This is a genomic window from Amycolatopsis eburnea, from assembly GCF_003937945.1.
GTDB classification, from domain to species: Bacteria; Actinomycetota; Actinomycetes; order Mycobacteriales; family Pseudonocardiaceae; genus Amycolatopsis; species Amycolatopsis eburnea.
In genome coordinates this window covers 149,370-168,576 of record NZ_RSEC01000036.1, presented here as the reverse complement: position 1 = coordinate 168,576, position 19,207 = coordinate 149,370, and the positions used below count along the sequence as shown (strand labels likewise).

Annotated in this window: 22 protein-coding genes; 6 read left to right on the top strand and 16 right to left on the bottom strand. The window is 70.6% G+C overall.

Annotated elements, in window-relative coordinates; translation table 11 throughout:
* Position 1 precedes the first annotated feature (1 nt).
* Together EIY87_RS13305 and EIY87_RS13300 are read left to right on the top strand one after the other, a co-directional pair.
* Positions 2-766, top strand: a complete 765-nt coding sequence (locus EIY87_RS13305) for an ABC transporter permease (RefSeq protein ID WP_125308013.1) — start codon at positions 2-4, stop codon at positions 764-766.
* On the top strand, positions 763-1,830 hold the full coding sequence (locus EIY87_RS13300) for a sulfate/molybdate ABC transporter ATP-binding protein (RefSeq protein ID WP_125308012.1): 1,068 nt from the start codon (positions 763-765) through the stop codon (positions 1,828-1,830). Before EIY87_RS13305 ends, EIY87_RS13300 begins: the two co-directional genes overlap by 4 nt.
* Before the next feature lie 9 nt (positions 1,831-1,839).
* On the opposite strand, the gene EIY87_RS13295 is transcribed toward EIY87_RS13300, so the two are convergent.
* Positions 1,840-3,621, bottom strand: a complete 1,782-nt coding sequence (locus EIY87_RS13295; protein ID WP_125308011.1) for a multicopper oxidase family protein — start codon at positions 3,619-3,621, stop codon at positions 1,840-1,842.
* A 194-nt stretch (positions 3,622-3,815) separates the two neighbouring features.
* Here EIY87_RS13295 and EIY87_RS13290 point away from each other — a divergent pair, with 194 nt between their 5' ends.
* Positions 3,816-4,610 (top strand): HAD-IIA family hydrolase, encoded by a 795-nt coding sequence (locus tag EIY87_RS13290; protein ID WP_125308010.1) that lies wholly within the window; start codon positions 3,816-3,818, stop codon positions 4,608-4,610.
* A gap of 37 nt (positions 4,611-4,647) precedes the next feature.
* The gene (locus EIY87_RS13285) at positions 4,648-5,448 is read left to right on the top strand and encodes a metallophosphoesterase (protein ID WP_125308009.1); all 801 of its coding nucleotides are present in this window, start codon (positions 4,648-4,650) and stop codon (positions 5,446-5,448) included.
* Here the strand turns inward: EIY87_RS13285 and EIY87_RS13280 are convergent, their stop codons facing one another.
* The 12 genes from EIY87_RS13280 to EIY87_RS13225 all read right to left on the bottom strand — a co-directional run bounded on the left by EIY87_RS13280 (position 5,449) and on the right by EIY87_RS13225 (position 14,871).
* On the bottom strand, positions 5,449-5,823 hold the full coding sequence (locus EIY87_RS13280; protein ID WP_125308008.1) for a YccF domain-containing protein: 375 nt from the start codon (positions 5,821-5,823) through the stop codon (positions 5,449-5,451).
* The gene (locus EIY87_RS13275; RefSeq protein ID WP_125308007.1) at positions 5,823-6,575 is read right to left on the bottom strand and encodes a PhzF family phenazine biosynthesis protein; all 753 of its coding nucleotides are present in this window, start codon (positions 6,573-6,575) and stop codon (positions 5,823-5,825) included. The genes EIY87_RS13280 and EIY87_RS13275 overlap by 1 nt, the downstream gene beginning before the upstream one ends.
* 61 nt (positions 6,576-6,636) lie before the next feature.
* A complete protein-coding gene (locus EIY87_RS13270; RefSeq protein ID WP_125308006.1) occupies positions 6,637-8,034 on the bottom strand; it encodes a hypothetical protein in 1,398 nt (465 codons plus the stop codon).
* Positions 8,035-8,048: 14 nt separating this feature from the next.
* Positions 8,049-8,606, bottom strand: coding sequence for a DUF3558 family protein (locus tag EIY87_RS13265; protein WP_125308005.1), 558 nt, complete (start codon positions 8,604-8,606; stop codon positions 8,049-8,051).
* Entirely contained in the window at positions 8,603-9,124 is a 522-nt protein-coding gene (locus EIY87_RS13260; RefSeq protein WP_225439854.1) for a hypothetical protein, read from the bottom strand. The genes EIY87_RS13265 and EIY87_RS13260 overlap by 4 nt, the downstream gene beginning before the upstream one ends.
* A 47-nt stretch (positions 9,125-9,171) precedes the next feature.
* Entirely contained in the window at positions 9,172-9,864 is a 693-nt protein-coding gene (locus EIY87_RS13255; protein ID WP_225439853.1) for an ESX secretion-associated protein EspG, read from the bottom strand.
* Positions 9,865-9,898: 34 nt separating this feature from the next.
* Entirely contained in the window at positions 9,899-11,107 is a 1,209-nt protein-coding gene (locus EIY87_RS13250) for a helix-hairpin-helix domain-containing protein (RefSeq protein ID WP_125308004.1), read from the bottom strand.
* Positions 11,104-11,547, bottom strand: a complete 444-nt coding sequence (locus EIY87_RS13245) for a hypothetical protein (RefSeq protein ID WP_125308003.1) — start codon at positions 11,545-11,547, stop codon at positions 11,104-11,106. Before EIY87_RS13245 ends, EIY87_RS13250 begins: the two co-directional genes overlap by 4 nt.
* Positions 11,544-12,119, bottom strand: a complete 576-nt coding sequence (locus EIY87_RS13240) for a 4Fe-4S single cluster domain-containing protein (RefSeq protein WP_125308002.1) — start codon at positions 12,117-12,119, stop codon at positions 11,544-11,546. Before EIY87_RS13240 ends, EIY87_RS13245 begins: the two co-directional genes overlap by 4 nt.
* Entirely contained in the window at positions 12,107-12,316 is a 210-nt protein-coding gene (locus tag EIY87_RS13235) for a DUF2997 domain-containing protein (RefSeq protein WP_125308001.1), read from the bottom strand. Before EIY87_RS13235 ends, EIY87_RS13240 begins: the two co-directional genes overlap by 13 nt.
* The gene (locus EIY87_RS13230) at positions 12,313-13,935 is read right to left on the bottom strand and encodes an AAA family ATPase (protein WP_125308000.1); all 1,623 of its coding nucleotides are present in this window, start codon (positions 13,933-13,935) and stop codon (positions 12,313-12,315) included. The genes EIY87_RS13235 and EIY87_RS13230 overlap by 4 nt, the downstream gene beginning before the upstream one ends.
* A 36-nt stretch (positions 13,936-13,971) precedes the next feature.
* Positions 13,972-14,871: an SMP-30/gluconolactonase/LRE family protein gene (locus tag EIY87_RS13225; RefSeq protein ID WP_125307999.1), complete on the bottom strand. Its 900-nt coding sequence runs from the start codon at positions 14,869-14,871 to the stop codon at positions 13,972-13,974.
* 103 nt (positions 14,872-14,974) lie between these two features.
* Here EIY87_RS13225 and EIY87_RS13220 point away from each other — a divergent pair, with 103 nt between their 5' ends.
* Positions 14,975-16,627, top strand: a complete 1,653-nt coding sequence (locus tag EIY87_RS13220) for an AMP-binding protein (RefSeq protein ID WP_125307998.1) — start codon at positions 14,975-14,977, stop codon at positions 16,625-16,627.
* Positions 16,628-16,693: 66 nt separating this feature from the next.
* Here the strand turns inward: EIY87_RS13220 and EIY87_RS13215 are convergent, their stop codons facing one another.
* Together EIY87_RS13215 and EIY87_RS13210 are read right to left on the bottom strand one after the other, a co-directional pair.
* Positions 16,694-17,662, bottom strand: a complete 969-nt coding sequence (locus EIY87_RS13215) for a R2-like ligand-binding oxidase (protein WP_125307997.1) — start codon at positions 17,660-17,662, stop codon at positions 16,694-16,696.
* The gene (locus tag EIY87_RS13210; RefSeq protein WP_125307996.1) at positions 17,659-18,258 is read right to left on the bottom strand and encodes a TetR/AcrR family transcriptional regulator; all 600 of its coding nucleotides are present in this window, start codon (positions 18,256-18,258) and stop codon (positions 17,659-17,661) included. Before EIY87_RS13210 ends, EIY87_RS13215 begins: the two co-directional genes overlap by 4 nt.
* 95 nt (positions 18,259-18,353) lie before the next feature.
* Here EIY87_RS13210 and EIY87_RS13205 point away from each other — a divergent pair, with 95 nt between their 5' ends.
* Positions 18,354-18,971, top strand: a complete 618-nt coding sequence (locus tag EIY87_RS13205) for an HAD family hydrolase (RefSeq protein ID WP_125307995.1) — start codon at positions 18,354-18,356, stop codon at positions 18,969-18,971.
* Here EIY87_RS13205 and EIY87_RS13200 read toward each other — a convergent pair.
* On the bottom strand, positions 18,968-19,204 hold the full coding sequence (locus EIY87_RS13200; RefSeq protein WP_191984079.1) for a hypothetical protein: 237 nt from the start codon (positions 19,202-19,204) through the stop codon (positions 18,968-18,970). The genes EIY87_RS13205 and EIY87_RS13200 overlap by 4 nt on opposite strands.
* Positions 19,205-19,207 lie beyond the last annotated feature (3 nt).

Sequence of the window (19,207 nt, the reverse complement as noted above, 5' to 3'; positions counted from 1 at the left end):
ACTGGGCATCCCGGCCGCGCTGGCGCTGGCGCTCGTCGTGCTGCCGGTCGTCGGCCTGCTGGTCCGCTCGGACCTGACGCGGCTGCCGTCGCTGGTCGCCACGCCGTCGTCGTGGCACGCGCTGCGGCTGTCGCTGATCACCGCGGGACTGTCCACCGTGGCCTGCGTGCTGCTGGGCGTGCCGCTGGCCGTCGTGCTGGCGCGCGCCCGCTTCCGCGGGGTCCGGCTGCTGCGCTCGGTCGTGCTGCTGCCGCTGGTGCTGCCGCCGGTCGTCGGCGGCCTCGCACTGCTCTACCTGCTCGGCCGCAAGGGCTTCCTCGGCATGCTGATCACCACGCTGACCGGGGAATCGGTGCCGTTCACGACGGGCGCGGTGGTGATCGCGCAGACGTTCGTCGCGATGCCGTTCCTCGTCGTCAGCCTCGAAGGCGCGCTGCGCAACGCCGGCGACCGCTACGAGCAGGTGGCCGCGACGCTCGGCGCGCGCCCGTGGACCGTGTTCCGCCGGGTCACGCTGCCGCTGCTGCTGCCCGCGCTCGGCTCCGGCGTCGTCCTCAGCTTCGCCCGCGCGCTCGGCGAGTTCGGCGCCACGATCACCTTCGCCGGCAGCCTCGAAGACGTCACGCGCACGCTGCCGCTGGAGGTCTACACGCAGGCCGAAGTGGACATCGACAGCGCCGTCGCGCTGTCCCTGCTGCTCATCGTCGTGGCGGTGCTGGTCATCGCCGTCGCGCGGCCGCGCTCGTGGGAAGGCGGCCTGCGGTGAGCCTGACCGCCCGGATCGAGGCCGTCCGCGGCTCGTTCTCCCTCGACGTCGGCCTCGACGTGCCGGCCGGGCACGTGCTCGCGCTGCTCGGGCCGAACGGCTCCGGCAAGTCGACGGTCCTGGGCTGCCTCGCCGGGCTGATCACGCCGACGTCGGCGGAGATCACCGTGGCCGGGCGCGCGCTGGCCGGCGTCGCGCCGCACCGGCGGGGGATCGGCCTGCTGTCCCAGGACGCGCTGCTCTTCCCGCACCTGTCCGTGGCCGACAACGTCGCGTTCTCACCGCGCTCGACCGGCGCCGGCCGCCGCGCCGCGCGGGAGCGGGCCTTCTACTGGCTGGCCGAAGTGGACGCCGTCGCGCTGGCGGACCGGCGGCCCGGGCAGCTGTCCGGCGGCCAGGCCCAGCGCGTCGCGATCGCCAGGGCGCTGGCCGCCGAGCCGGACCTGCTGCTGCTCGACGAGCCGTTCGCCGCCCTCGACGTCGACGCGGCGCCCGCGATCCGCGGCCTGCTGCGGCGCGTGCTCAGGACCGGGCCGACGACCGTGCTCGTCACGCACGACCCGCTGGACGCCCTGGCGCTCGCCGACCACGTCGCGGTGATGAACGGCGGCCGCGTCGTCGAACGCGGCCCGACCCGAGAAGTGCTTTCGGCCCCGCGGACGGCGTTCACCGCGCGGATCGCCGGGCTCAACCTGGTCGCCGGCACCGCGGTTCCCGGCGGGCTGCGGACCGCGTCCGGCGAGGTCGTGAGCGGGATCCCGGCGGCCGACGTGGTGCCCGGGGAGCCGGCGGTGGCGGTGTTCCCGCCGAACGCCGTCGCCGTCTACCCGCACGACGGCGAGCACCGCGGCAGCCCGCGCAACACCACCGACGCCGTCGTCTCGGCGCTGGAACCGCACGGGCCGGTGATCCGGCTGCGCGCTGAGGGCGACGGCTGGGCGCACGGCCTGACCGCCGACCTGACGCCGGCCGCCGTGGCCGAGCTCGCGCTGGAGCCCGGCTCGGCGGTGACGCTGTCGGTGAAGGCCGCGACCGTGGCGGTGCACCCGGCCGCGGCCCCCTGAGTCCCGGGGTCAGCCGTCGTGGTGGTGGCCGCCGCCCGGGTGGACGTGGAACTTGGCCACCTCCGGCGGGTGCACCACGAACGGCCGCATCATGCCCTCGTCCTCGTGGTCGAGGATGTGGCAGTGGTACATGAACTGGCCGGTGCCGCCGCCGAACTGCCCGGCCACGCTCACCCACTGGCCGGGGTTCACGATGATCGTGTCCTTCCAGCCCTCCTCGTACTTCTCCAGCGGGACGTCGGTGAAGCCGTCGATCGGCGCCGTCGTCCGCTCGGTGGCCTGGTCGAACGTCGTGGTGAACTTCCGCCGGAACAGCGCCTGGAACTCGGTCAGGTGGATGTGGACCGGGTGCGCCGGCCCGCCGTTCGCGACGTGCACGATGTTCCACACCGCCCACCGGTCGTGGTCGATGAAGATCCCCGTGGTGTCGTCGAAGATCCGGCCGATCATCCGGAACGTCTTCAGGCCGCCGTTCGGGTCCTGGATCTGGATGATCCCCTCCCCGCCGGGGTCCGCCTCGACCTGCTCCAGGTCCCACATCTCCGGGTGACCCGCCTTGTTGAGCAGCAGCGCGATCCAGACGTGGTCGTGGTCCTCCGGCAGCGTCGAGCCGTGCTGCAGCCGGACGTACGACGTCGACACCTTCTCCGGCAGCCGGAACGGGTCGTGCTTCGCGCGGCTGTCGACCCGGAACTCCATCAGGTCCGGCTCGACCGTGCCCAGCCGCGGGTCGGCGTTGCGCAGCTTGAGCTTGCGCCCCTTGAAGCGGCTGAAGTCGATGAGGACGTCGAACCGCTCGGCCGGGGCGACGGTCAGCCCGCCGCCCGGCAGCGGCGCGGGCGCCGGCAGCAGGCCGCCGTCGGTGCCGATCACGCGGACGGCGTCGTTGACCGGCGCGTTGTTCTCGTCGACCAGGTTGAGCGTGTAGAACCGCGAATTGGCCGCGTTGAGCAGCCGGAAGCGGTACCACCGCGCGTCGACGTCGAGGTGCGGCCAGATCACGCCGTTGACCAGGGTGAACGGCCCGGTGAACGGGATCATCGGGCCGTTCGGCACCACCGGCACCTTGAACAGCAGCTGCCCGGTGAGCGCGCCGGTCGCCGGGTCGGTGTCGAGGTTCCGGTCGGTGATGACCAGCGGGATCTCGTGGTCTCCGTGCGGCAGGTCCAGCGCGTCCTCTTCGTCGTCGCGGACCAGGTACATCCCCGCCAGGCCGGTGTGGACGTTGAAGCGCGTGATCGCCATGGCGTGGTCGTGGTACCAGAGCGGCATCGCCGGCTGGCGGTTCTGGTACTCGGTGAGCTGCGAAGTGCCGTGGAGCCCGGCGTTGTGCGCCCAGCCGTCGTTGCCCGCGTTCGTGCGCGCGCCGTGGAGGTGGACGACCGTCCAGGCAGGCAGGTCCGCGACACCCTCGATGACCGAGTAGCCGGGCCGGTCGAGCTCGCGGCCGGGACGGCTGGTCGGCCCGTCGGCGATCGGGCCCTGAACGGCGACGAGCGGGAACTCGCCGTCGATTTCGTTGGACCACGAAATCCGCAGTTGCTTGCCACTGCGCACTTCGATTGTCGGACCCGGGAAATGTCCCGCGTACGTCCACAACGTGCTCGGCGGCAATTGCGAGTGCAGCCGCTGGCGCTTCGTGATCATCGGAATGGTGATGGTGTCCTGCCCGCCCCACGAATGCGGCCGGTACACCGGCGGAACGCGCAGTGGGTCGAGGAACTTGGTGAGCCCCCAGTTCGGCCCGGCGACCGGCGCGGCGGCGGCCGGGCGCTCGATGATTTCGGTCATGCGATCTCCCCTTTTTGCGGACAGGGGGCACGAAGAATCGCGCGGCCGCGGAACGCGCGGACGCCGGTGAATGGTATTCCCCCGAACCCCCTCGGTGGCCGGCCCGCGAACTCCCCTCGCAATACCGGCAATTTCCACTGTAGCCGTTTTCGGCGGGGACCGCAGGTGTCACCCGCGCGTGATAGGTTCCGCGCATGAGCGAACGCCGGTGGACGTACCTCTCCGACATGGACGGCGTCCTGGTGAAGGAGGAGCACCTCGTCCCCGGGGCCGACGAGTTCCTCGCCGAGTTGAAGGCGAACGGCATCGACTTCCTGGTGCTGACGAACAACTCCATCTACACCCCGCGCGACCTGCGGGCGCGGCTCGAGCGCACCGGGCTCGACATCCCCGAGGAGTCGATCTGGACCTCGGCGCTGGCGACCGCGAAGTTCCTCTCGTCGCAGCGGCCGAACGGCTCGGCGTACGTCATCGGCGAGGCCGGCCTCACGACGGCGCTGCACGAGGTCGGCTACGTGCTGACCGAGCGCGACCCGGACTACGTCGTGCTGGGCGAGACCCGCACGTACAGCTTCAGCGCGATCACGCGCGCGATCCGGCTGATCGAGGGCGGCGCGAAGTTCATCGCGACCAACCCCGACGCGACCGGCCCCAGCCTGGAGGGCTCGATGCCGGCCACCGGGTCCGTCGCGGCGCTGATCGAGAAGGCCACCGGCCGCTCGCCGTACTACGTCGGCAAGCCGAACCCGCTGATGATGCGCTCGGCGCTGCGCCGGCTGGGCGCGCACTCGGAGTCGACGCTGATGATCGGCGACCGGATGGACACCGACGTGCACTCCGGCATCGAAGCGGGGCTGCAGACCATCCTGGTGCTCACCGGCATATCCACCCGGGAGTCGGCCGAACGCTATCCGTATCGGCCGACCCTGGTGCTCGACTCGATCGCCGACCTGATCGGGCGAACCAGCGACCCGTTCGGCGAAGGCTGACGGTGGGCCGGGTGCGCGCAGGGCTTATCGTCACCGGATGAGCAAGTCCACCTACGTTGTGGGCGACGTGCACGGCCACCGTGACGAACTGGCCGAGGCACTGCGCGCCGAAGGCCTGGTCGACGACGAGGACAACTGGTCGGGGGGCGAGGACCAGCTGTGGTTCCTCGGCGACTTCGTCGACCGCGGGCCCGACGGCGTCGGCGCGATCGACCTGGTCATGCGGCTGGAGGCGCAGGCGGCCGAGGCCGGCGGCCAGGTCCAGACGCTGCTGGGCAACCACGAGATCCTGGCGCTGGGGATGTACCACTTCGGCGACGAGCCGGTGCCGTCCGACTTCGGCCCGCGCAGCTTCGCCCGCAGCTGGGAGATCAACGGCGGCCTGCTGTCGGACCAGGACCGGCTGACCCCCGAGCACATCGAGTGGCTGGCCGCGCGCCCGCTGGCCGCGCTGGCCGCCGACCACCTGCTGCTGCACTCGGACACGCTGGAGTACCTCGACTGGGGCTCGACGATCGAGGAGATCAACGCTTCCGCGGAGGAGATCCTCACGGGTTCGGACCTCGAGGCCTGGTGGGACGTCTGGCGCCGGATGACGACGCGCTACGCCTTCCGCGGCCCGGACGGCGAGGAGAACGCCCAGAAGCTGATGGACACGCTCGGCGGGTCCCGGATCGTGCACGGGCACAGCGTCATCGCCGACCAGCTGGGCATCCACCCGACGCAGATCGAGGGCCCGTTCCTGTACGCGGGCGGCAAGGCGCTGGGCGTCGACGGCGGCCTGTTCGTCGGCGGGCCCTGCCTGGTCGTCAAGCTGCCCTACGAACCGGAGTCGTGATCAGGGGAGGTCGACGATCTCCTTGCCGAGCGGCATCAGGGACACCGGGATCATCTTGAAGTTCGCGACGCCGAGCGGGATGCCCACGATGGTGAGGCACAGCGCGACGCCCGTGAAGACGTGCCCGAGCGCCAGCCACAACCCGGCGAAGACGAACCAGATGACGTTGCCGAGGCACGACGCGGCGCCCGCGTCGCGCCGGTCCACGACCGTGCGCCCGAACGGCCAGAGCGCGTAGTTCGCGATCCGGAACGACGCCAGCCCGAACGGGATGGTGACGACCAGGATGCAGCAGATGACGCCGGCGACCAGGTAGCCCAGCGCCATCCAGAAGCCGCACAGGACGAGCCAGATGATGTTCAGCAGGACGCGCATCAGACGTGCAGCTCCCCGCTGAGGACGGTCACGGCCTGGCCGGCGAGGTGGACGCGGTCGCCGTCCTGGCGCGTCCGCACGATCCCGCCGCGGGCCGAGGCCTGGTGCCCGACGAGTTCGGTCTTCTGGAACCGCTCGGACCAGTACGGCGAGAGGATGCAGTGCGCCGAGCCGGTGACGGGGTCTTCGTCGATGCCGACGCCGGGACCGAAGAAGCGGCTCACGTAGTCCGTGTCCTCGCCCTTCGCGGTGACGAGCAGCCGTCCGGTCCAGGTACGCTTCAGTTGTTCGAGGTCGGGCTCGAGGTTCTTGACCGCGTTGGCGTCGGGGAGGACGGCGAAGAGGTTCTCGACGCCGCGTCCGACGTACTCGATCTCGACGCCGGGGAGGATGGCGGACAGGTCGTCGTCGGTGGCTGTGGGCGGGTCGGAGGGGAAGTCGAGTTCGACCCAGCCGTCCTTCGCCTTAGCGCGCAGTTCGCCGCTCTTCGTGGTGTAGGTCTGCTCGCCGCCGAGCACGTGCGTGGTGGCGAGGGTGGCGTGCCCGCAGAGGGCGACCTCGACCTCGGGGGTGAACCACCGGAGCGACTTGGGGCCGTCGGTGGTGACGACGAAGGCGGTCTCGGCGTGCTTCATCTCGGCGGCGACGGCCTGCATCCAGGCGGGGTCGGCGGGCTCGTCCAGCAGGACGACCCCGGCGGAGTTCCCGGTGAAGGCCCGGTCGGTGAAGGCGTCGACGATGAAGAAGCGCATGCCCCCAATGTAGCCAGGGCTCCCGGCGCCGCCCCGCTCCCGGCGCCGGGATCAGGGAGATCTAGGGGGTCTCCCCGATGGTCGGCCGCACGATCTTCTCGCCGTCCGGCCCCCGTTCCGGCTTGAGGTCGAAGACGTCGTCGTCGACGGCGTACTTGTTCTTGTGTTCCTTGTCGTCGTCCTTCTTCTTGCCGGCCGCCGCGCCGGGCGCCCCGGCTGCGCCTTTGCCCTTGGCGGCCGCGGCGGCGGTGGCCCCGCGTTCGAGCCGCTCGCCGATCTTGCCCGCGCCGCTGCCCTTGCCCGCGCCCTTGCCCGCGCTTTCGCTTTCGCCGGGCGCCGCTTTGGGCGTACCACCGGCGCTGCCGGACACGCGCGACCCGGCGAAGCCGCTGCCGGCCCGCCCGGGCTTGCCGCCCCGGGTGGTGTCCCCGCCGCCGGTCGTGGTGCCCCCGGCGGTGGTCCCGGGCATGGCGAGACTGTCGGGGGTCATCCGCGGGAAGCCGCTCGCGGCGGGCGCGGCGCGGAAGTTGGTGTTGCCGGCGAAGTTCCCGGTCCCGCTGGTGGTGCCGGGCGGCACGTACCCGGTCGGCGGCGTCGTGGCGGGTGGTGGTGTGGTGCCGCCGGGGACGTAGCTGCCGCTTGTTCCGCCTCCCGGGCCGATGTTGGGGGTGCCGGTGAAGCCGCTGGTGCTGCTGGTGCCGTGGAACCCGGAGACGGAAGTGGAGTCGTTCCCGCCGAGCTGCGGAGGGGGCGCGTAGGTGGGCTGGGAGCTGGCGGTTTCGTGGTAGGTGCCGTCGAGGTTCTGCAGCACCTGAACGGCCTGCTGGTGCGCGGCGTCGGCCTGCTGCTGCTTGGCCTGGATGCCGGCCATGGTGCCGCTCATGCCGATGAGGTCACCGTTGTTGTACTGCTGCTTCGCCTTGTCGAGCTCGGCTTGCTGGTTGAAGCCGGTGGGCTCGGGCATGTTGGTCTTGGCGTAGTGCGCGGCGGCGGACTGCTGGGAGTAGTGGTTCGAGACGAGCTGCATGGCGTTGCCGGTTTGCTCGGTGTGCCCGGCGGTGCTTTGGAAGAAGTTGTTCGCCTGCTCGGCGGCGGGCCCCTGCCACGAACCACCGGCCGCGGTGGCGGCGTCCCGGAACTGGTTGGAGGCATCGGCCAGCCAGTTCCCGTAGACGTTGGCCACCCGGCTGCGGTCGTTGATGCCCTCGAGGTCGAGGTCCTTGTGGACCATGTCGTAGAGCACCTCGTGCGGGCTGTTGGCGTAGTTCTCCCCGGGAGCCGGTGAGTCACCCCGCAGGGTCTGCCCTTCCTGCAGCACCTTGCCCTGCGCGACCGAGTAGTCCGACGCGGCTTTCTGCGTCAGCCGTTGCGCGTCCCCGTTGCCCTGAAGCTTCTGTTCGGTGGCCGCGTAGTAGTCACCCTCGGACTGGCGATGCTGCGCCCGGTGCGGCTGACTCATGGCTGAACTCCGTCTCAGTTCTTCGGCAGTAGTGGCTCGACCTTCGCGGCGATGTCTTCGACCTGGGTGCAGGCGGTCGCGGTGTCCGATCCGGAACTGACCAGCACCAGCGCGCGCGAGTTGGATTTCACTTCCAGCCACACGCCGCACTGCCCGGATGAATGCTCCGGTTCGCGTTCTTCGACCGCGGGTCGCCCGTTGACGTTGCCCTCGCTCGCCTGGCTCGGGTTGCCCACGTTGTCGCGGTAGTTCTGCCCGGCCTGGAGCGAGAGGATCACGTCGACGCCCGGCGTGTTGCCCGAGGTGGCTTTCGAAGCGCGGCAGCTTTCCTTTGCCCGTGCCACTGTCGGAGTTGCTGGGGGAAAGCCCTGGCCGGTCAGTGCCTGGTCGAGCATGGTGCACTGGTTCAACCCCGCGAAGGGCGAGGCACCCGCGCTGTCGGTTCCGGGCGCCGTCGACTCGGCCACCGACGAACTGGGGCTCGCTTGCCCTCCCACCTGACTCGTGCAGGAGGTCAAGCTCAGTGCGATGGCCGGCACGGCCAGCGCGCTCAGGACACGGCGTGCGGTCACTTGTCCTGCAGCCCCTTGTTGAGTTGGGCGAACGTCATGCTGTGGGAATCCTCGGTCTCGCGGTAGTTCTTGCGGGCGATGACCATTGCTTCGCGGGCTTGCTGAACTCCGTCACGCATTTTGATGAGGTTGGGGATCAACGACTCTTCGTCGCCGTTGGCTACCTTGACGTTGAAGGCCGCGACGGATTTGGCGTACTCGCTGCTGCCCATGTTGGCGGCGGTGGCAAGCAGGCTGACGTCACCGATCATCCGGTTGTAACCGTCGATGAAGAAGTCGCACGCTTTGATATAAGCCTGGAACCCGGCCTCGTTCACCGTGAACTGGCCGTTCTCGGCCAGCGACTTCAGGTTGTGTCCGCCCTCGCTGACCCGCTGCGCGGCCGCCGAATCGACCGGTCCGTCGACGATGCCCGACAGGAAGTTCGCCCCCGCGTCCCCCGCCGCGGGTGGGGGTGTGAACGAGCCCGGTGCGCCGAATTGCGAACCGCCCATGACGCCCTCCCAGTCGTCCGGCACCACCCTGCGTGGTCTCTCCGCACTGTACTAGTGACGAACCGGCCGCGTCAGTGGTTCCTGCCACGCTCGTGGAGCCAAGCTCGCAGGTGAGAACCATCCGAAGGGGTGAACGTCACGCGGGTCTCGTTGCCCGGGAGCGCCTCGCTGAACATCAGGAACCGTCCGCCGTCGTTGTCGACGAACGTCACCGTTCCCGCCGGCTTCAGCGTCCCCGACGTCCGGACCGACAGCTCCACCGTGCCGTAGCGGTGCAGCGGCCACGCCGAGAACTCCGCCGCCAGCGCCGCCTCGCGGGTGGAGCCCGGGGTGGTGAACGTCAGCTCGGCCAGCGGGACCGGTGGGTACGCCGGCAGCATGCCGACCAGCAGGTCGACCAGGCGGTCCGGGCGGGTCTGGGCGAACAGGATCTCCTCGCCCGACAGCTCCGAGAACACCCCCAGCCCGTGGCCGATCGTCGCGCGGTAGAAGACCTGGCGGGTGTCCTCCGCCGCGCGGACCATGATCAGCACGTCCGGCTGGGTCCACGCCCTGAGCGTCTGCTCGACCTCGATGTCCAGCTTGTCCGGACCGGCCAGCCCGCGCGCCCGCATCGAGTCCCAGGCCGCTGCCGCGAGGCGGTCGTGTTCGGCCAGGGTGCGGCCCGCGCTGCGGATTTCGAACGGGTGCCAGTTCGCCGGGAGACCGGTGCGCCGGACCGCGGTGTCGACCTCCGTCAGGCCCAGTGAGAATTCCTCCGGCACGTCCCCGAGCGTAGCGGAACCGCCACCCGCCGCTTCAGATGTCGAGCTGGCGGACGCCCGTCTCGCGCAACGCCACCCGGCTGGCCGTCGCCCGTCCGCGCAGGCGGACGATTTCGTGCGGTTGCAGGCCGATCGCGACGCCGAACGCCTCCACGTCCGGGAAGCCGCCCTGCCGCTGCCGCAGCTCCAGCGCCGTGGTCACGCGCGCCGGCGACAGCCCCGGCAACGACGCCAGCTCCGGGCCCGGCGCCGTGTTCACGTCCACCAGCACCGGAGCGGGAGCCGGCGGCGGGGCCAACGGAACGGAAACCGGGACGTACGCCTCGATCAGGTCGTTCTCCCGCAGGTCCCGCGTCGCCAGCCCGACCGTGAACACCCGCGACCCCGCGCTGGTCCGCACCGCCACCCCGTCCCGCGCCAGCGACAGGATCCGCAGGTCAGCGGCGATGACCGTGCTCCGCTCGTTGAACGTCGTCCCGATCGGCCGCAGCACCCGCGCCGGCGACCCGGCCGTGAACGCCGCGCCGCGCCCCTCCGGCACCTCGACCGCCGCGACGACGGTGCCGTTGCCCAGGTCGGTGACCCCGTGCACCACCACCGATCCCTCGCGCCGCTCCAGGTAGTCGTGCGACGGCTCCTGGAACGCCACCAGCGCGTCACCGGCCAGCGGAGGGACGTCGCACTGGAAGCCCAGCAGCACCGTGCCCTGCCGCCCGGCGGGCAGCTCTTCCAGCGGGCCGGGACCGAACAGCCCGAGCACCCGCATCGGCTCGCCGATCGGGCGCCCGCCGCGCGTCAGCGCCACCAGCGCGCCGGACCGCACGACCCCCTCGCGGACGGCCACCGAAGCATGGAACCCGGTCAGGTGGTCGAAACCCGGCATCAGCACCGCACCGGCGCCGTCCTGACGGCTGGTGTCCGGGCCGACGGTGTCGTCGGTGTACAGCTCCAGCGAGTCGCCGTGCACCAGGTCGCGCCGCCCGACGGCGACGAAGACGTCCTTGAGGAACCCGGCGTCGGTGACCGCCTCGACGTCGCTGGAGAAGAACTTCTTCCGCACCATGATCCCGAGGCGCAGGTTGTCCGCGAGCACGCGGTCGCCGCGCCGCAGCCGCGCGCGGGCGCCGCGGACCGCCCGGCCCGCGCTGACCTGGCCGCCCGGGAGCTCGCCGAGGCCGGGGAGGGTGACGGAGTCGTTGAGCGCCTTGCCGAACTCGATCAGCCCGACCCTGACCTCGGTCACGACGTGGCGGCCAGCGTGACGCTGATCGACTGGTCGGCGTTCACCCGCTCGGATTCGACGACCATCCCGTTCGAAGCCGCACGCGCCTTGAGACGCGCCAGCACCGACTGCTGCACCTGAGCCGCGTACGCCTCGTCGACCGACAGCACCAGCCGCTGCGCTTCGGCCTCGGCGAGACCGGGGCCGTCGACGTGCGCCAGCTGGACGCCTTCGGGGCCGTAGACGAACGTGATCCGCCGTCCCTCCCACGCGGCGACGACGGAGTTGCCGTCGTCGGTGACCTGCGCCCGCAGCCCGGTGAGCGCGCGGGCGAGCAGGTCGCGGTGCCGCATCCGGGTGCGCACGGTGACGACGCCCGGCTGCGCCTGCGTGTGCGCGGCGATCGTCGCGGCATTGAGCTGGGCCAGTGCTTCGCTGCGCAGCTTCAGCGTGACACTCATCGGTGATCCCCTTCGAGCAGCGCTTCCAGTACTTCGGTGGTGGCGAACCCGTTCACTTCGATCCCGCCGTCCACGCCGATCGTCAGTTCCAGGCGGTTCGGCGTGGTGAAGATCGACTCGTCGTAGCGGTCGGTCAGGAAGTGGAACCGCTGGTTGACCGACCCCACCCACGGCCGCGCGGTCTCCGGCCGGTCCGCCAGGAACGGCCCGTCCACCAGCAGGTCCGTCGACTCGAGGAGCTTCGACGGCGGCAGGTCTTCCAGGACGTGCCCGGTGAACGTCATCACCGAGAGTCCTGCGGAACGGACCGCGGCGGCGAAGTGGCCCAGCGGCTCGGGCTGGTCGAACGGCTCGCCGCCGAGCAGCGTGACGCCCTCGATCCCGGGGATCGCGAGCACGTGCGAAACCAGGTCGGGCCACGGCATCAGCGTCCCGCCGCGCGTGGTCCACGTCTGCGGGTTGAAGCAGCCGGGGCAGCGCACCGAGCACCCCTGCGTCCACACCGCGCACCGCACGCCGGGACCTTCGGCCGCGGTGACGTCGACGATCCGGTGCAGGTTCAGGAGTTCCATTGCTGCTGCGACGCCGTGTTCTCGACCTCGGCGGAGGTCCGGCGGTAGTCCTCGGTGAACTCCGACGACACCGTTTCCGCGCCGAGCAGGTCTTCCAGCAGCGGGATGTAGTCGAGGCACTTGGACCCGGTCACGCCGTGCGTTTCGGCGCTGATCGAGCCGTCCTTGGCGATGGTGACCGTCACGCGGTGCGTCATACGTCGATCGTCCTTCCCCTCGGGGACTCCGGCGGCGGTGGCGCGACGGGAGCCTCGACGGCGTCATCGGAAGTGTCCGTGGCCGCGACGGCCCGGGTCTCCGCCCAGTTCCGGATGGCCAGGATCTCGTCGGCCTGGGTGACCGACAGCGGCACGGTCGACTTCACCGCGCGCACGAGGTCGTCGCGCCGCAGCGGCCGCTTCTCGGCGAACGCGTCGACCAGCCCGGACAGCACGGCCTGCTCGATCTCGGCGCCGCTGTAGCCCGCGCTGACGTCGGCCAGCTCGGCGAACAGCGCGTCGTCCAGCCGCAGCTCACTCGCCACGAACGGGTCGGTGACGCGCTTGGCCAGGTGGATCCGCCAGATCGCGGCGCGCTCGGGCGCCGAGGGCAGGTCGACGAAGAAGATCTCGTCGAACCGGCCCTTGCGCAGGAACTCCGGCGGCAGCGAGCCGACCTGGTTCGCGGTCGCCATCACGAACACCGGCGCCGACTTCTCCTGCATCCAGGACAGGAACGTGCCGAACACACGCCGCGCGGTGCCGCCGTCACCCCCGCCGCCGGCGCCCGCGAGGCCCTTCTCGATCTCGTCGACCCACAGCACGCAGGGCGCGATGCCTTCCGCGGTGCGGATGACCGTGCGGATGTTCTTCTCGCTGGAGCCGACCAGCCCGGCGAAGACGCGCCCGAGGTCCAGCCGCAGCAGGGGCAGCCGCCACATGTTCGCGACGCAGACCGCGGACAGGCTCTTGCCGCAGCCGGGCACGCCGGTGAGCAGCAGGCCCTTCGGCGCCGCGAGGTTGTACGCCGACGCGGCGGGCGTCCAGGTGCCGGTGCGCTTGGTCAGCCAGCGCTTGAGCCGGTCCAGCCCGCCGACGGCGTCGAAGCTCGTCTCCGCGGGGACGATGTCGAGCATCCCGGACCGGCGGACGGCCTGGCGCTTCTCGGCGAGGATCAGCTCGAGGTCGCTGGGGTCGAGCCCGCCGCCTTCGACCAGGGCCCTGGCGAACGCGTTCTCGGCTTCGGGCAGCGTGAGGCCCCGCGCGGCGGCGACGATCATGTCCCGGTCGTCGCGGTCGATGCTGATCCGGACGTTCTGCCGGTGCGCGGCGACCATGCCGTCCAGCAGCTCGCCGATCTGGCGCTGGTCGGGCAGCGGGAAGTCGACGACGGTCGCGTCGTGCTCCAGCTCCGGCGGCACCGGCAGGGACGGCGACACGAGGATCAGGCTCAGCGGCACGGGCCGCGTCTTGAACGCGGCGGCGAGTTCGCGCAGCCGCCGGACGACGTCGGGATCGGGCCGGTGCCCGCCTTCGGACACCAGCGACGGGTGCAGGTCGGCGAAGACGAAGACGGCGGGCTCACCCCAGCCGTAGATCCGTTCGAGCGCTGCGGCCGCACTGCGGGTCTCACTGATCGGCGGGCCGCCCGCGGGCGCCAGCCCGGTGGTCGACGACCAGACGTACACCCGCCGCGGCGTCCGAAGCCGCTGCTGGTCCTCCGCGACCGCGCGGATCTCCCGCAGCACCCGCTGCTCTTCGTGCGTCTCGACGACCAGCAGCGGGTAGCGCGCCTGCAGCAGCTGGGTCAGCTCGTCGCGAAACCCCTGGCCGGCCATCGATCGCCCCCTCGAAGTCCGTCCGGACCCTACCAGTCACGCGCCGACGAGCAGGACCTCGTAGGTCGGGCTGGTGGGCGGGTAGCCGCTGAAGATGTGGGAGTTGACGACGGCGAGCCGGTCGCCGAGCTTCGCCGCCGAAACCGGCTGGTCGAACAGCGGATCGGTGATCGTCCCGTCGGCGGTGCCGCGGCTCAGGTCGCCGTCGAGGCACCACCGGGTGATCTTGTCGTCGAGCTGCACCGCCCAGAGCCGGCGCCCTTCCAGCACGAGACTGACCACGTTGGGCGCGTTGACCCCCTCGATCTCCGCGCTGACCCCGGTGCGCGGGTTGATCTTGTACACCTTGCCGGGCGTCGTGGCGGCCACGAGCAGGGTGTCGCCGGACGGCGTGGCGATGATGTCGTTCATGAAGAAGGTGTCGGGGGAACCGCCCGCGCCCGGGCCGCTCAGCGGCAGGGTGCGCGGCGCGCCGGGCACGCCGGCCACGACCGGCACGAAGAACAGCTGCGGGTGGTAGGAGTCGGTGAACCAGGCGCCCTGCGGGGTCACGGCCACGTCGTTGACGTAGGACGTCCGCGGGTCGCCGAAGGTGAAGTCCGCGACCTTCGCCTTGGTGCGCACGTCGTAGACGTAGGCCTTGCCGCCCGTCCCGCCGGCGACGAACAGCAGGTCGTGGCGCCGGTCGAGGTCCACCCCGGCCGCCATCGCCCCGGGTGCTGCCTCGATGAAGCGCTCGGCGGTGCCGCGCTTGACGTCCTCGCGGAAGATCGTGCCGGCGACGAGGTCGCCGGTGTAGTAGGTGCCGCCGCCGGCCGCGGTGATGCCTTCGGCGGACTTGGCGCCGGGCAGCACGATCACGCGGGTCGCCGCCGACGCCGGTATGACCGGCGCGAGCAGCAGGATCGCCGTGGCCAGAGTCAGGATTCTTCGCATCGGGTTCCCTCCGTCTTCCCCGGAGGATCCTGCCACTGCGCTGGCTGATCAGGCACCTGGTTCCTAGACTCGGCGGCAGTCACCGCCGACTTCAGGAGGCACCATGCCTGACGCGCCCGCCCTGCCGAGTTACGCCTCGGGGACGTCGCAGGTCCCGCTGCTCGGGGACACCATCGGCGACAATTTCGACCGGACGGTGGCCGCGTTCGGGGATCGGGACGCTCTGGTCGACCGCACCGCGGGGCGCCGGTGGACCTATCGGGAGCTGGCCGCCGAGGTCGATGCGCTGGCGTTGGGGTTGGTGGGGCGGGGGATCGGGAAGGGTGACCGGGTGGGGATCTGGTCGCCGAACCGGGCGGAGTGGACGTTCCTGCAGTACGCGACGGCGAAGATCGGCGCGATCCTGGTCAACATCAATCCCGCTTACCGGTCGCACGAGCTGGAGTACGTGCTCAACCAGGCGGGGATCCGGTTGCTGGTCGCTTCGGATGCGTTCAAGACCTCCGACTACCCGGCCATGGTCGAGGAAGTCCGGGAGAAGTGCGCGGCGCTGGAGCACGTGGTGATCCTCGGTGGGCCGGACTGGCAGGCCCTGATGTCGGCGGGCGGGGACCTGGAGCAGCTGAAGCACCTGCAGGCCGGGTTGTCGGCGGATGATCCGATCAACATCCAGTACACCTCCGGGACGACCGGGTTCCCGAAGGGTGCGACGCTGTCGCACCACAACATCCTCAACAACGGCTTCTTCGTCGGGGAGCTGTGCAACTACACCGAAGCGGACCGGGTGTGCATTCCGGTGCCGTTCTATCACTGCTTCGGGATGGTGATGGGCAACCTCGCGTGCACCAGCCACGGCGCCTGCATGGTGATCCCGGCACCGGCGTTCGACCCGAAAGCCACCCTGGAAGCGGTGGCGGCCGAAAAGTGCACCTCCTTGTATGGGGTGCCGACGATGTTCATCGCGGAGCTGAACCACCCGGATTTCGCGAGTTTTGATCTGTCGTCGTTGCGGACGGGGATCATGGCGGGGTCGCCGTGTCCGGTGGAGGTGATGAAGCAGGTCATCGACCGGATGGGTATGGGCGAGGTGTCGATCTGTTACGGCATGACCGAAACCTCCCCGGTGTCCACGCAGACCCGCGCGGACGACTCGATCGAGCGCCGGGTGTCGACGGTCGGGCGGGTGGGGCCGCACCTGGAGGTCAAGGTCGTGGACCCGGAGACCGGGCTGACCGTGCCGCGTGGCGAGCCGGGTGAGCTGTGCACGCGCGGGTATTCGGTGATGCTCGGCTATTGGGAGCAGCCGGACAAGACAGCGGAAGCGATCGACGCGGCGCGGTGGATGCACACCGGGGATCTGGCGGTGATGGACGGCGACGGCTACCTCAACATCACCGGCCGGATCAAGGACATGGTGATCCGCGGTGGGGAAAACCTGTATCCGCGGGAGATCGAGGAGTTCCTCTACACGCACCCGGACATCCTGGACGCGCAGGTCATCGGTGTCCCGGACGAGAAGTACGGCGAAGAGCTGATGGCGTGGATCCGGATGCGCGAAGGCGCCGAACCGCTCACGGCGGAGAAGGTGCGCGAGTTCTGTGAGGGCAAGCTGGCCCGCTACAAGGTCCCCCGCTACGTCCACGTCGTCGAGGAGTTCCCGATGACGGTCACGGGCAAGGTCCGCAAGGTCGAGATGCGCGAGAAGTCGATCAGCCTGCTGGGGCTGGAAAAGGCGGCGGCGACCAAGCACGCCTAAACCACGCGGGACTGGGAGTGGTGAGACGTGGTGGGGCACCGTCGCGAAGGTGCCCCACCACCCCCTTCAGCCGACGGCCGCGGCCGCCTCGGCGATCGCCTTCGCGTCCTCCTCGCCGAACGTTTCCTCCAGGTGCTCCGGCGAGTAGTCCAGGTCGATCTGCTCCACCGGCATCCCGCGCGCCGACTCGATCGCGCCCAGGCGGCGCTGCGCCCGGTCCGCCGCGTACTGGACGATCTCCTGCGGGTCGTTGTCGAACGGCAGCTCCTCGAACTGGTCCTGCACCCACTGGATCATGTTCAGCGCGTGCGGCAGCAGCTCGCCCATCCGCTGCTGGACCGCGTCCCACAGCGAGTCGTCCGCGGCGACGTGCCGCCGGCACGTGAACGTGCCCCACGCCATGTGGCGGCGCTCGTCGTCGCCGATGCGGCGGACCAGTTCCTGCATGCCCGGCAGGATGTCGTGCTGGGTGCAGATCAGCTGCCACGAGTAGTACCCCGTCAGCGCGAGACTGCCTTCGATCACGTGGTTGTACGTCACGCTCGCGCGGATCTGGTTGAGCGGGCTGGGATCGTCCTCCAGCGCCCGCAGCGACTGCGGTAGTTCCTCGTAGAACAGCTTGCGGTAGTGCGGGTTCTCGGCGACGTACGGGTGGAGGTCTTCGGTGAGCCCGACCGCGTCCATCCAGCGGCGGAACACTTCCGTGTGCTTGGCCTCCTCGAAGCAGAACTGCGTCAGGTACATCTCGTCGCCGAAGCGGCCGGTCGCCGACATCGCCCGCATGAACGGCTGGATGTCCTCCGTGACGGCCTCTTCGCCGGCGATGAACTGCGCGACCAGGTACGTCGTCGAACGCTTCTGCTCGTCGTTCAGCGTGTCCCAGCCCTCGCGCTCGTGGCTGAAGTCGATGTCGGCGGGGTTCCAGAACTTCTTGTTGCCCTTGACGAACAGGCGCAGCGGGAAGGAGTCCCAGTTCAGCCCGCCCTTGCGCAGCGAGGAAAAGCCGGTCCGCAGCTCGGGCAGCGTGTCGGTCATCGTGTCACTCCATTGTGGACGAATTGGCGGATGGCGGGTGCCAGCACGGCGGTGACGGCGTCGGCCGCCTCCGTCGCGGAGTGCGTCGGGAGCACCAGGTGCGACAGCGAAAGCCGCACGACGGTCTCCGCGAGCAGGGCCGCGGCTTCGGCCGAGAGCCCCGGTTCGAATTCGCGGTACTGCTCGGCGGCGAGGTCCGCGGCCGCGGTGAGGATCGGCTCGCCGCGGCTGGTGAGCAGCGGCAGCAGGTCCTCGCCCGCTTCGGTGCCGAGCGCCGCCGCGACCAGGCGGTTCTCCCGCGCGTGCTCGATCGTGTAGACCACGGCGTGGTGGATGCCCGCCAGGAGCCCGTCCGCCGTTTCGAACCGCTGCCGGATCCCGTCGAGGAACTCCGCCGCGGTGCGCAGCGCCACCGCCTGGGTCAGCGCCGCCTTGTTGCCGAACTCGTTGTAGACGGTTTGCCTGCTCACGCCCGCTTTCGCCGCGACGTCGGCCATCCGCAGGCCCGCGTGCCCGCGGTCCGGCAGCAGGTCGGCCGCGGCGTCGAGGAGTGCTTCCCGCAGGGACGCCTTCGTCCGGTCAGTGAAGCTGGTCACACCCCCACCTTGACACAGATGACTCCGCTGTCAAGACGCTGTACATGATCAGCTGACGTGTAAAACTGTCGGTGGTGGCGGCTAACGTGTCGGTTGTGGGCATCACGGTGGGGTTCGACCTCGACATGACACTGATCGACGCGCGGCCGGGCATGGCCGCGGCGATGAACGCGCTCGGCGCCGAATCCGGCCTGCCGCTGGACGGCGACGCGTTCGCGGCCAACCTCGGCCCGCCGCTCGACGACATCCTGCGCGGCTTCGAGGCCCCGGAGGAGCGCATCCCCGGGCTGGTCGACCGGTTCCGCGCGCTCTACCCGGACATGGTCGTGCCGAGCACGGTCGCGCTGCCGGGCGCGGTCGAGGCGCTGCGCGCGGTCCGGGACGCCGGCGGGCGCACGCTGGTCGTCACCGGCAAGTACGGCCCCAACGCGCAGCTGCACGTCGACGCGCTCGGCCTGGACGTCGACGAGGTCGTCGGCGAGCTGTGGTCGACGCAGAAGGCCGAGGCGCTCCTGGCGCACGACGCGCGCGTGTATGTCGGAGATCACGCGGGCGACATCCGGGGTGCCTTGGCGGCCAACGCGATCGCGGTCGGCGTCACGACGGGCCCGTGCGACCGCGCGCTCCTGCTGAGCGAAGGAGCGGAGGTGGTGTTCGAGTCGCTGACGGAGTTCCCGGACTGGTTCGAGAAGACGTTCGCGACCGTGGGCTAGTTCTTGGCGCGAGCCTCGCGGACCAGCGCGATCAGGCCCAGCAGGAGACCCAGGGGCGTGACGACACCGGCGGCGACGGACAGCCAGATCGGCAGGTTCTCCAGGCCGGCGGCGAACATGATGAACACGGCGAGCACGGCCAGCATGCCGATGCCGAACAAGCCGATGCCGACGCGCATCAGGAACGGTTTGCCGGTGGCGGCCACGGCGGCCTCCTTCGTCGCCTTACTCATGAA